Source organism: Rhodococcus sp. NyZ502 (assembly GCF_041464245.1).
Lineage (GTDB): Bacteria > Actinomycetota > Actinomycetes > Mycobacteriales > Mycobacteriaceae > Rhodococcus_F > Rhodococcus_F qingshengii.
Genome location: NZ_CP167155.1, coordinates 1,953,717 through 1,967,654 on the forward strand (window position 1 = coordinate 1,953,717; position 13,938 = coordinate 1,967,654).

The 13,938-nt window shown below is 60.7% G+C and carries 1 protein-coding gene; it reads left to right on the forward strand.

The genetic code is table 11. The features are described from left to right. The first annotated feature begins 67 nt into the window (after nucleotides 1-67). Complete coding sequence (locus tag ACBG85_RS09180; RefSeq protein WP_372027126.1) at nucleotides 68-13,918, forward strand: amino acid adenylation domain-containing protein; 13,851 nt, start codon at nucleotides 68-70, stop codon at nucleotides 13,916-13,918. Nucleotides 13,919-13,938 lie beyond the last annotated feature (20 nt).

A 13,938-nucleotide genomic window follows, 5' to 3' on the forward strand; every position in this document is an offset into this window, starting at 1 on the left:
TCCGGCCGAGCAGAACGCTGTGCTCGACCGGGGCGCACTTCACGAAAGTCAGTTGGAGGAAGTGTAGATGTCCGTCGGTATTCCGGGACCGCAGTCGCTGACGATCGAAGATCTGCCGAAGTTGGTGGCTGCAGTTGCGGCGGTAGATCCTGATCGTGTGGCTCTGAGCCACGGTGGAACCGAAATCAGCTACGGACGACTCAATGACGAGTTGGTCACTCTCGACACCGCGATGGGTGGGGCATTGGGGGCGGATGCCCTGGTTCCTGTTGTCGTTTCCACGGTGCTGCCAGAGCTGATCGGCAGCGAGGCCGACGGTCTCGGCGCGGTGGTCGACCGTCTCATCACCGACGGCACTTCGATCGTGGAGGTCGCGTCGGAGTCCGATGCACACGTGACCCTCGCAGGACTCTTCGACGAGCAGGTCGAGCGGACGCCGGATGCGCTCGCGCTGGATTACGCCGGAACGCAGCTCACTTACGCGCAGTTCGACGCGCGGGCGAACCGCCTGGCCCGTGAACTCGTCGCGGCAGGTGTCGGACCGGACAGCCTCGTCGGTCTCGCGATGCGTCGATCGATCGATCTCCTCGTCTCGATGTACGCGATCGTCAAGGCCGGCGGCGCGTACGTTCCACTCGACCCGGATCATCCTGCCGACCGTCTCGCTTACGTACTCGAGATCGCGAAGCCCACGGCTGTGCTCACACGTACGTCCGATGCCGTGGTGCTGCCGCACGGTACGCCCACGCTCGACGTCGACACCCTCGACTTGTCGGGTCGTGCCGAGACAACTGTCACCGACGCCGACCGGTTGGCGCCGCTGCGCGCGGACAACACTGCGTATGTCATCTTCACGTCCGGATCGACCGGACGCCCCAAAGGCGTTGCAGTCTCTCACCGTGCCATCGTCGCGAACCTGCAATGGCGTCAGACCGAGTACGGATTCACTGCCGACGACGTGATCTTGCAGAAGACACCCTTCACTTTCGATGTGTCCGTGTGGGAGTTCTTCTGGCCGCTGCAGGTCGGTGCATCGCTGGTGATCGCGGAACCCGACGGACATCGTGATCCGGTGTACGTGGCTCGCACGATGATCGAGCGCGGAGTGACGGCGGTGCACTTCGTGCCGTCGATGCTCGCCGTGTTCGTCGCCGAACCCCTTGTTGCGCAGGTCAAAACCCTTCGCTACGTGTTCGCTTCCGGTGAGGCGTTGCCGGCTCGAACGGCGGCACGTCTGCGCGAGGTCAGCAGCGCTGGACTCCACAACCTGTACGGCCCGACCGAAGCCGCCGTCGACGTGACTTATTACGAAACCGGCGAGCAGGATCAGGTGTCGGTGCCGATCGGTGCAGCAGTTGCGGACACCGAGCTCCTGGTGCTCGACGATGCGCTGCGGCCCTCGCCGTCGGGTGTAGCAGGAGAGCTCTATCTTGCCGGGATTCAGCTGGCCAGGGGATACGTGTCGCGTCCCGATCTCACGGCAGACCGCTTCGTGGCGCGGCCCGGCGCTACTGACGGATCCCGGATGTACCGAACCGGAGACCTGGTGCGCTGGCGCGGTGCCGGAGCGAACCGTCAGCTCGAATACATCGGTCGCACCGACTTTCAGGTCAAGCTCCGCGGTCTGCGCATCGAGCTCGGTGAGATCGAGGCGGCACTGCTCGATTGCGAAGGTGTTTCCCAAGCCGTGGTGATCGTCCATTCGGACGAAACGATCGGTGACAACTTGGTGGCCTACATCGTCGCCGAGGGTATCGATTCTGAGAATCTGACGTCGTCGCTTGGCGAACGGCTACCCGACTACATGATCCCTGCCATGTTCGTCGAACTGGACGAGTTTCCGCTCAACGCCAGCGGCAAACTGGATCGAAAGGCTTTGCCCACACCCGAATTCGCGTCGAAGACGGTTGAGTATCGCGAGCCCGCGACACCCACCGAAGCCGGTGTGGTCGCGATCTTTGCCGATCTACTCGGGCAGGATCGGGTAGGGGCAGATGACGGCTTCTTCGAACTGGGCGGCAACTCATTGCTCGCCACTCGCGTGGTTGCGCGGATCAATGCCGAACACGGCATCGCCATCGACATGCGCAACTTCTTCGACGCACCCACCGCCGCAGAACTTGCCGTCTTCATCGACGAAGCGAAAATCTCAGAAGACCGCAAGGCTCACGTTCCCCTGATCCCTCGCGAGCGCCCCGAGTTGGTTCCGCTGTCTTTGGCACAGCAGCGCATGTGGTTCCTCAATCGATTCGAACCAGAATCGGCAGTCGACCATATTCCGGTCGCGCTGCGGCTCAGCGGAGCGCTCGATGTCGATGCGTTGCAAGGCGCACTCGAGGATTTGATCGAGCGGCACGAGATCCTTCGGACTGTGTACCCGGAGGTCGACGGCGTCGGATATCAGCGCCTGGTCGACATTGCAGCCGTGGTACCGAACCTGACTCCCATACGGGTGGACGAGTCGGCGATCGTCGAGCGCGTGACCGACTTCGTGACTCCGGGATTCGACGTGACCACCGAGGTTCCGATTCGGGCGGCACTCTTCCAATTCGCCGCCGACGAATTCGTCCTCGTGTTCGTCGTCCATCACATCAGCGGTGACGGGTTCTCCATGGGACCGTTGACCAAGGACATCGTTTCGTCTTATGTGTCTCGGACACAGGGAATTTCGCACGATCTTGCTCCGCTGCCCGTACAGTTCGCCGACTTTGCACTGTGGCAGCGCGAGGTTCTCGGCAGTGAAGACGACCCGGATTCTCTGATCACTCGCCAGGTCGACTACTGGCGCCACGCGTTGGCCGGTATCCCCGATCAGCTCGATCTTCCGTCGGACCGCCCGCGCCCGCGCGTCGCGTCGAACCGGGGAGCCGGGCACACATTCACGATCGAGCCGGATCTCCACCAGGCTCTCAATCGAATTGCGCTCGACAACAACGCATCTCTGTTCATGGTGTTGCACAGTGCCGTGGCGATTCTGCTGGCGCGGTTGTCGGGGACTTCGGACATCGTGATCGGCACTCCGGTCGCCGGTCGAGGCGATCAAGCTCTCGACGACCTGATCGGAATGTTCGTCAACACACTCGTCCTCCGCACGGAGGTTGATCTCGAAGCTTCGGCACGGGACATGATTTCGCGGGCGCGCGAATCCGACCTCAGCGGCTTCGGGCACGCCGATGTGCCATTCGAACGACTGGTGGAGGTACTCAACCCCGCCCGGTCTCAGGCACGGAACCCGTTGTTCCAGGTGATGCTCTCGCTGCAGAACTTGGGACAGAGCATGCAGCAAAGTCTGGAGGTTCCGGGACTGCGCATTTCCGGACTGGACGTAGAGTCGTCGGCCGCGAAGTTCGACCTCCAATTCACTGTGTGGGAATCTGATACCGCGGACAAGGTCGGTGGTTTGACCGTCGCACTGGTCTATGCGACCGACCTGTTCGACGAGTCGTCTGCCAAATCAATCGGAAAGCGGTTGATTTCAGTTCTCGAAGCAGTGGTTGCCGATCCCTCGGTTCGGGTTGGTGATGTGGATATGTTCGATTCGGGTGAGCGATCTTTGGTGCTCGAGTCGTGGAATGGCACTGCGCATGAGGTTGCGGATGTGTCGTTGGTGGACGTGTTCGATGCTCAGGTTGCGGCGTCGCCGGATTCGGTAGCTGTGTCGTTCGAGGGTGTTTCGCTGTCATATGCGGAGTTCGATTCGCGGGTGAATCGTCTTGCCCGGTACCTGGTTTCGGTGGGTGTGGGACCGGAGTCGTTGGTGGGTGTGGCGGTACGTCGGTCGGTTGATTTGTTGGTTGCGGTTTACGGCGTGCTCAAGGCTGGCGGTGGGTATGTTCCGGTGGATCCGGATCAGCCTGCGGAGCGCAATGCGTACGTGTTGGAGTCGGCGTCGCCGGTATGCGTGATCAGTACCTCTGACGTTGGATTCGATGCCGGTGTGGTACCGGTGGTCGAGGTTGATGTTGTTGATGTGTCTGGTTTTTCGGATAACTCTGTTTCGGATATCGATCGGGTCTCGCCTTTGCGGTCGGGCAATGCGGCGTATGTGATTTTCACGTCGGGGTCGACGGGGCGTCCGAAGGGTGTGTCGGTTTCGCATGCGGCGATTGTGAATCGGTTGGCGTGGATGCAGGACGAGTACGGGTTGGATTCGTCGGATGTGGTGTTGCAGAAGACGCCGTTCACGTTCGATGTGTCGGTGTGGGAGCTTTTCTGGCCGTTGCAGGTTGGTGCTCGGTTGGTGGTGGCTGTGCCGGATGGGCATCGTGACCCGCGGTATTTGACGTCGGTCATTGTGGGGGAGGGTGTGACGACGGTGCATTTCGTGCCGTCGATGCTCGAGGTTTTCGTGACGGATTCGTCTGTGGCTGCGTGTGTTTCGCTGACTCGGGTGTTCGCGTCAGGTGAGGCGTTGCCGGCGAGTGTTGTTGCCGATGTGTGGGCTGTGTTGCCGGGTGTCGGGGTGCACAATTTGTATGGTCCGACCGAGGCGGCGGTGGATGTGACGTTCCACGAGGTGGTGCCGGCGGATGTTCTGGGGGTGCCGATCGGTGCTCCGGTATGGAATACGCAGGTGTTTGTTCTGGACTCTCGATTGAGTCCGGTGCCGGTAGGTGTTGCGGGTGAGCTGTATCTGGCGGGTGTTCAGCTGGCTCGTGGGTATGTGGGTCGGCCGGATTTGTCGTCGGATCGATTTGTGGCGAATCCGTTCTCGGGTGATGGTGGGCGGATGTATCGCTCCGGTGATGTGGTGCGGTGGACTGCGTCGGGCGAGTTGGAGTACATCGGGCGTAGTGACTTTCAGGTGAAGTTGCACGGTTTGCGGATCGAGCTCGGTGAGATCGAGTCGGTGATTCGTGAGCACGAGTCGGTGTCGTCGGTAGTTGTGGTTGTGCGTGAGGATGTGTTGGTTGCGTACGTTACGGCCGCTGGTGGTGTGGTGGACGTTGACGAGTTGAAGAGAGTTGTTGCGGGTCGTCTGCCGGGTTACATGGTGCCGGCGGTGGTGATGGTGCTGGAAGAGTTGCCGTTGGGTGTGTCGGGGAAGTTGGATCGGAAGCTTCTTCCGGATCCGGTGTTCGTGGCGCGCGAGTTTCGGGCACCGTCGAGTGTCGCCGAAATCGCTGTGGCCGGCGTCTTCGGAGATGTTCTCCGGTTGGAACAGGTCGGTCTGGATGACGACTTCTTCGAGCTCGGCGGAAACTCTTTGGTCGCAACGCAGTTGGTGGCTCGCGTAGGTCAAGCGCTCGACACTCAGGTTCCGGTGAGGGTGTTGTTCGATGCTTCGACTGTCGAAGGTTTGGCAGCGCAGGTTGAGTTGATCGCAGGGGCAGGAGGGAGGACCGCGCTCGTGGCCCGCCCACGGCCGGCGTTGATCCCACTCTCACTAGCTCAGCAGCGAATGTGGTTCCTCAGCCGCTTCGATCCTGATTCTGCCGTCAACAACATTCCAATCGCATTGAATATCAAAGGCGTCCTGAATGTTTCGGCGCTGAGGCATGCGATTTCTGATGTAATCGAACGCCACGAGTCGCTCCGGACCGTCTATCCGGAGCAAGGTGGACAAGGACACCAGGTAGTCCTCCCGTCGTCCGAGGTGCCGGTTGAACTGACACCGAAGGTCATCGACGCCTCGCATATTCACAACGAACTTCTGAGTTTCGCGCTCCAGGGTTTCGACGTGACGTCAACCGTTCCGGTTCGAGTCGGGTTGTTCGAACTTGCAGAGGATTCGTACGTTCTGGCCTTCGTTGTGCACCACATCGCAGCGGACGGCTTCTCGATGCGCCCGTTGACTCGGGATGTCATGGTTGCCTACACCGCTCGGGTTTCGAACGGCGTTCCGAATTGGACTCCGCTCGAGGTGCAGTACGCCGATTATGCACTCTGGCAGCGGGAGGTCCTCGGCGACGAGGACGACCCGGATTCGTTGATCTCGGCTCAGCTGGACCACTGGCGCTCCGTCCTCCGTGATTCTCCGGAAGTGCTTGCGTTACCGGCTGACCGATCCCGCCCGGTCGTCGCCTCGAATCGTGGCGCTACGTATCGCTTCTCCGTCAGCGAAGAGATTCGGTCGAGCTTGGACTCACTCGCACGCGAGCGGAACGCATCGCTGTTCATGGTGGTGCATTCGGCCCTCGCCGTGCTTCTCGCAAGGTTGTCCGGTACCAGTGACATCGTGATCGGTACTCCGGTTGCAGGGCGAGGCGAAAAGGCGCTCGACGATGTGATCGGTATGTTCGTGAATACACTGGTCCTGCGGACTCCTGTTGACCTCGCCAGTTCGTTCAGTGCGCTCGTCTCGGCAACGCGGAGGACAGACCTTCAGGCGCTCGGCAACGGCGATGTTCCGTTCGAGCGGCTGGTCGAGGTGCTCGATCCCACCCGATCGCAGGCACATCACCCGCTGTTCCAGGTCGCGTTGTTCTTCCAGAACATGTCGCAGGATGCTTTGGAGCTTTCGGGATTGGAGGTCTCAGGCGTCGAGTTCGATGCCGGTATCGCGAAATTCGATCTTCAACTTACTCTCGCTCCCCGCGTCGAAGATGCGCTCGAAGACGGCATGTTCGCCGAGTTCGCATACGCCACAGATCTGTTCGACGAGTCGACGATTCGTGGATTCGCCGATCGGTTCACCAGGATCCTCGAACAGGTGGTCGTGGATCCGTCGATCACCGTGGGTGACATCGAGCTGTTGGACGAGGCCGAGCGCGAGTCGCTGTTGACTGCGCGCAACTCCACCGCACATGACGTCGGGAACAGTGAGACATTGGCTTCGCTGTTCGACACTCGCGTTGCGTTGGCACCCGATGCTGTTGCCGTGGTGTTCGACGGCCAGTCGCTGACCTATGGCGAGTTGTCGGAACGTGTGAACAAATTGGCACGCAAGCTGATCGAAGATGGTGTCGGGCCCGAATCGTTGGTGGCCTTGGCGATGCGTCGATCGCTCGATCTGGTAGTAGGTATGTACGCGGTGATCGCCGCGGGCGGAGCCTACGTGCCCTTGGATCCCGATCACCCCGCCGAGCGAATCGGGCAAATCCTCACGACGGCCGATCCAGTCTGTGTGCTGTCGACGACGAGGGACGCTTTCGTAGCGCCGAACGGCGCCGACGTGCTGTTGATCGACAATGTCGATCTTTCGAGCTACTCGGCTTCAGTCATTTCCGATGCTGATCGTCGCGGTCGTCTGCATGATGTGAATGCCGCCTACGTGATCTTCACCTCGGGTTCCACGGGCAAGCCCAAAGGCGTTGCGGTGTCGCATCACGCCATCGTGAACCAGGTCCTGTGGATGCAGGATCAGTACGCCATCGGCCCAGAAGACGTCTATTTGCAGAAGACTGCTACGACATTCGACGTCTCGTTGTGGGGATACTTCACTGCGCTTTTGTCCGGTACGAGAGTGGTGCTGGCATCTCACGACGGCCATCGAGATCCCGCGTATCTGGCTCGTCTGATCGAAGATCATCGGGTGACGCTGACGGACTTCGTTCCATCGATGTTGACCGTCTTCGCGACTTCGGTTCCGGAACACGCATTGGTGTCACTGAGGGACGTATTCGTGATCGGTGAGGCATTGCCGGTCGAGACGGTGCGTGCATTCGCTCAGGTGTCGTCTGCAGGCCTGCACAATGTGTACGGCCCAACCGAGGCTGCGGTCTCGATCACCTACTACGAGGTCGATGGATCGGAATCAACAGGGATTCCGATCGGGGTGCCCGAGTGGAACTCGCAGGTCTACGTGTTGGACAGTCGGTTGCAGCCGGTGCCGGTAGGCGTTGCGGGTGAGCTGTATCTGGCCGGTGATCAACTGGCGCGCGGTTACGTCGCGCGACCCGATCTCACCAGTGATCGTTTTGTCGCGAACCCATTTGTGGAGGCGAGCGACACGAACGGTGAAATCAATCCCGGTGGCAGTCGGATGTATCGCACCGGGGACCTGGTGTGGTGGAACACCGCAGGCGAACTCGAGTATGTCGGGCGTACCGATTTTCAGGTCAAATTCCGTGGTCAGAGGATCGAACTGGGTGAGATCGAGTCAGCTCTGCTGGCGCATTCGACGGTAGCTCAGTGTGTGGTCACTGTGGCATCCACCGATACGGGCGATCAGCTGGTCGCATATGTGATCGCGGTCCCGGATTCTGTGATCGACGTAGAAGTCTTGAGGAATGCGCTTCCTGAATCGCTACCTGTCTACATGATTCCGAACGCGATCATGGTCTTGGACGAGTTGCCTCTGAACTCGTCTGGGAAGTTGGATCGGAAGTTGTTGCCGGAGCCGGTGTTCGAGGTTGCGGTGTTCCGGGCCCCGGTCACGCCGGTAGAACAAATTGTCGCTTCTGTTTTCTCGGCGGTACTCGGGGTCGAGCGAGTGGGTCTGGATGACGACTTCTTCGCACTCGGCGGAAACTCTTTGATTGCTACTCGAATGGCCGCTCGGTTGGGGCAGGCGCTCGATGCACAGGTTCCGGTGCGGGTGTTGTTCGAGGCGTCGTCGGTGGAGTTGTTGGCTGCGCGGATGGAGTCGGAGATTGGTTCGGGTGCGCGGGCGGCGTTGACGGCTCGGGTGCGTCCGGAGCGGGTGCCGTTGTCGTTGGCGCAGCAGCGGATGTGGTTCTTGAACCGTTTCGATACGTTGTCGTCGGCGAACAATATTCCGGTGGCGATTCGGTTGTCGGGGTTGTTGGATGTGGCGGCGTTGGACGCTGCGGTGTCGGATGTTGTTGTGCGGCATGAGATTTTGCGGACGGTGTATCCGGAGGTCGACGGTGTCGGGTTCCAGGAGGTGTTGTCTGCGGATCGGGTGCGGTTGGATTTGTCGCCGGTGGCGGTGTCGGAGTCCGATGTCGTTGGTGCGGTGACGGAGTTCTTGTCGGCTGGTTTCGATGTGGCGGTGGAGGTTCCGGTTCGGGCGCGGTTGTTCGCGGTGTCGGAGTCGGAGTTCGTGTTGGCGATGGTGGTTCATCACATCAGTGGTGATGGTGTGTCGATGGGGCCGTTGACGCGTGATGTGATGGTGGCGTACGAGGCTCGTTCTCGGGGTGAGGTGCCGGGGTGGACGCCGTTGGCGGTGCAGTATGCGGATTACGCGTTGTGGCAGCGGGAGACTCTCGGTTCGGAAGATGATCCGTCGTCGTTGATTTCGCGTCAGATCGGGTTCTGGGAGTCGGCGTTGGCGGGGTTGCCGGATCAGTTGGATTTGCCGGCTGATCGTCCGCGGCCGGCGGTGGCGTCCAATCGTGGCGCCAAACACGCTTTCGTTATCGACGCGCCAGAGCATCATTCTTTGAAAAAAATTGCCCGTGAGTCGAATTCGTCCTTGTTCATGGTGGTGCATGCGGCGTTGGCGGTGTTGTTGTCGCGGTTGTCGGGGACGTCCGATATTGCGATCGGTACTCCGGTGGCGGGTCGTGGTGAGCAGGTTCTCGATGATTTGATCGGGATGTTCGTCAATACGTTGGTGTTGCGGACCGAGGTGGATTCTTCGGAGTCGTTCTCGGGGTTGTTGGGTCGGGTTCGTGAGGGCGATCTGGGTGCGTTTGCGCACGTAGATCTGCCGTTCGAGCGGTTGGTGGAGGTGCTCAATCCGGCGCGGTCGCAGGCGCGTAATCCGTTGTTCCAGGTGATGCTGTCGTTCCAGAACATGGAGCAGTCGGTGCTTCGACTTGGCGATCTGACAGTTGCGGGAATCGACGCCAACACGGTGGCGGCCAAGTTCGATCTGCAGCTGACCATGGTCGAGCAGTTCGACGAGGCGGGTGCCCCGGCGGGGATGGCGGCGCAGTTCACGTACGCGACGGATCTGTTCGACGAGTCGACGGTGGCAGGCTTTGCCGGCAGGTTCGGGCGCATCCTTGCTGAGATCACTGTTGATCCGTCAGTTCGGTTGGGTGATATCGACGTACTTACCGCTGCTGAGCGCAGCAACCTTCTCAGCTGGTCCGCTGGTGGGCGCACAGCGTTGGCAGGCGCGTCCTTGACTGCGATGTTCGAAGAACAGGTTGGGCGGACGCCTGATTCTCTTGCCGTCGAGTGCGATGGCGAGGCGCTGACCTATGGGCAGCTCGACGCCTACGCAAACGTGGTGGCCGAGCGATTGACGGCGGCCGGCGTCGGTCCGGACGACGTCGTCGCGTTGATCGTGCCGAGGTCGGTCGAGTGGGTCGTAGGTATGTTGGCGGCGTGGAAGGCGGGTGCTGCGTACGGGCCGATCGATCCGTCGTACCCACAGGATCGGATCGAAGCGATAATCGCCGACACCGGTGCCCGATGCGCGGTGAGTACGACGACTCTCGATCTGGCGGTGGACGTGATCGTCCTCGACAGCATCATGCGCGATTCGCCGATGGTGGAGAGGCCGACGGATCGATGGCGTGAACTCGGTGCGGGGGACCGCTTGGGGTATGTCATTTCGACATCCGGTTCGACGGGTCGTCCGAAGCCGACGTTGGTGCCGATGGCCGGCATCGAGAACACGGTGGCCTGGTACCGCAGCGAGTTGCCCGAAACTGGTGGTCTATTGATCGCGTCGTCACCGAGTTTCGACTTGACGCAGAAGAACGTCTGGGCAGCGTTGAGCAGCGGTCGGAGCGTAGTGCTTGCCTCGGACGGTTTCGATCCGGATGCGATCGTTGCTCGCGTCGGGCACGGTGACGTTGCAGTGGCGAACATGTCGCCGAGCGCGTTCGAAGCCGTGGTGGATTCCGACGAGGAGTCTGCTTTGAGCGTTCTCGATGTTGTGTTCCTTGGAGGCGAGTCGATCCGGCTTAATCGTCTTGGCAGTTTGTTGTCAGGCGGAGTACGCGTGGTGAACAGTTACGGCCCGACGGAAGCGTCGGACGTGGTCTCGTTCCACGCGGTGACTGCGCATGACACCGTCAGCGTTCCGATCGGTGCACCGGTGCCGAACATGGATCTGTTCGTTCTGGATCGGTCGTTGGGTATGGTGCCGCCGGGCGTGATCGGCGAGTTGTATGTCGGTGGTGTCGGTGTCGGTCGCGGATACGGAAACCGAGCGGCGTTGACGGCGGAGCGTTTCGTCGCCAACCCCTTTGCGGGCGGGGAAAGGGGCGCCTCAGATGGCGGCAGCAGGTTGTATCGAACCGGCGACCTCGTCAGGTGGAACGGTCGGGGCGAGCTCGAGTACATCGGCCGATCGGATTTCCAGGTCAAACTGCGGGGGCAGCGTATCGAACTCGGCGAGATCGAATCTGCTCTGATCTCGCACGAGGCGGTTTCAGATGCGGTGGTCGTCCTGCACAGCGATGCGACGTTCGGCGACAGCCTGGTCGGGTATGTCGTGGGAACTGCAGTAGATGCGTCGGAAGTTCTGGAGTCTGTGCGGGCCGTGCTTCCGACGTACATGGTGCCCTCGAAGGTTCTTGTCCTCGACGAGCTTCCACTCAATGCGTCGGGCAAATTGGATCGAAAGGCTCTCCCGTCACCGGTATTCGAGGCAGCAGAGTTTCGGGCGCCGGTCACAGCGGTGCAGGAAATTGTTGCGTCGGTGTTCGGAGATGTGTTGGGCGCGGAGCGGGTCGGTCTGGATGACGATTTCTTTGCGCTGGGTGGTAATTCGTTGATCGCTACCAGGTTGGCAGCAAGATTGGGGCAGGCACTCGATGCGCAGGTCCCGGTGCGCGTGCTGTTCGAGAACTCGACAGTGGAAGGTTTGGCTGTAGTAGCGCAAAAGACCGCAGGTTCCGGTGCGAGGATGGAGTTGGAGGCGCGGGAACGTCCAGAACGTCTTCCTCTGTCCTTGGCCCAGCAGCGAATGTGGTTGGTAAACCAGATGGATCCCGGTTCTGCGGCATACAACATTCCGTTGGCTCTGCGATTGACAGGGAACTTGGATGTCGCGGCTTTGCGCCAGGCTCTTCACGACGTTTTGGTTCGACATGAGTCGCTCCGGACCAGCTACCCGAGTGACATCGAAGGGCCGGTTCAGAAAATCGTCGCGATCGACGAACTCCTTTCGCCTCTCGAAACGATTCAGGTGGACGACGAGGCCGCGGCGTTCAATCGCGTCGTGGAGTTGGTGACGACCGGATTCGACGTAGCTCAGGAGGTACCTGTACGCACTGGGTTGCTCGAGTTGGGCCCGGCAGACTTCATATTCGTCTTGGTCGCTCATCACATCGCCGCTGACGGTGAATCGATGGGACCTCTTGCCCGAGACATGATGGTCGCCTACGAGGCTCGCGTGCGCGGCACCGCGCCGTCGTGGACGCCGTTGACTGTTCAGTACGCGGACTTCGCGATCTGGCAGCGCGAAGTACTCGGTAGCGCCGGCGAGGTCGGCTCACAGGCTGCACGGCAACTCGACTTCTGGCGCCGGACGTTGGACGGTGTGTCGTCGACGCCCGGATTGCCTTCCGACCGTCAGCGACCCGCGCAGATGTCTGCACGTGCCGGTGTCTCGGAGTTCTCCGTCAACGCGGAGACGGCGGCGCGGCTCAACGAGATTGCGCGCGAACACAACGCCACATTGTTCATGGTTGTGCACGCTGCGCTTGCAGTACTCATCGCACGGTTGAGTGGAAGCCGAGATTTCGCGATCGGAACGGTAGTGGCCGGGCGAGGTGAGCAGCAACTGGACGACATAGTCGGAATGTTCGTCAACACGCTTGCACTCAGGACCGCTCCGGATCTCGGAGCGGGATTCGGCGACTTGGTCTCGCTCGTCCGAAACGTCGATCTCGAGGCATTTGCGAACGGAGACATCCCGTTCGAGGAAGTAACCGGCGCCTTGTCGGCGTCAGCGAGCGAGCTCTTCCAGGTTGCACTGTCGGTCGAACCGATGGCAGGAGCCTCGTTCAGTCTGCCGGATTTGAAGATCACGGCTGTCGAGGGTGTGGAGGCGACTGCGAAGTTCGACCTCCAACTCAATCTCAGTTCAGATCCGGTAACGGGAGGGTTGCTCGGCCATTTGGTTTTCGCTGCGGACCTTTTCGACCAAGCAACCGCCGACGCACATGTCGAGCGCTTCGTCCGCGTTCTAGATCGGGTCTCCTCGGATCCTTCACGTCCGATTGGTGACATCGAACTGCTCACCGACTCCGAACGAGCAGAAGTCCTCGGCTCCGTGGACACAACGCCGCCCCCGGCCGTTGGCGCTCCGACGGGCCGACTCGTGCCACAGCGATTGGCAAATTCCGTAGAGGCTGATCCTGATGCTGTCGCAGTCGTGTGCGATGAGGAGGAAATGACTTACCACGAGGTCGATGCACGATCATCTCGCCTCGCTCGCCACCTGATCAATCTTGGGATCGGTCCGGGCGACACGGTGGGGATCACAGGATTGCGTGGCATCGAACTGGTGGTGGCGGCCTGGGCGCTGTCCAAAGCCGGCGCGGCAGCTCTGGTAGGAGCTACAGGAGCAGCACGTGGGACAGAAACGGCTCCGAGTGTGGCCTTGGCGTTGATTTCGGGTGAGGCCGAATCTGACGTACCGCTGGACACGAGCCTCGACTTGGACCAGCCAGATGTTATCGAGTTGGTGGCGTCGTACTCGAGTCGTTCCGTGAACTACACGGACCGGCTTCGTCCGCTGAGCGCGGACGACATCGCGGTCGTGGTTGCCGGTTCGCACCCTGGCCAGATCACCCATGGAGAGCTCGCAGCGAAGTTGGACGCGATGTCGCAGAAGCACGATGTCGACTATGAATCGCGTTTGATGTACTTCGGTCCCGAGGAAGACGAAACATCGATTCTGACTATTCTGCTTGGCGGAGCGGTCGGTGGCGTCGTACTGCTGTACTCGGAAGCGGCGAAGGACGCAGAGGTACAGGAGCTACTTGCAGAGGAGTGGGTTTCGCACGCGGTTGGTCCGACAGACGTCTTCACAGGTGTTGTCGAAGGAGCTTTGCCAGATCTACGCCTGGCGTGTGATCCCGCGACGTGGACTCTGAGCTGACGCCGCCGTTCACGAAGTTG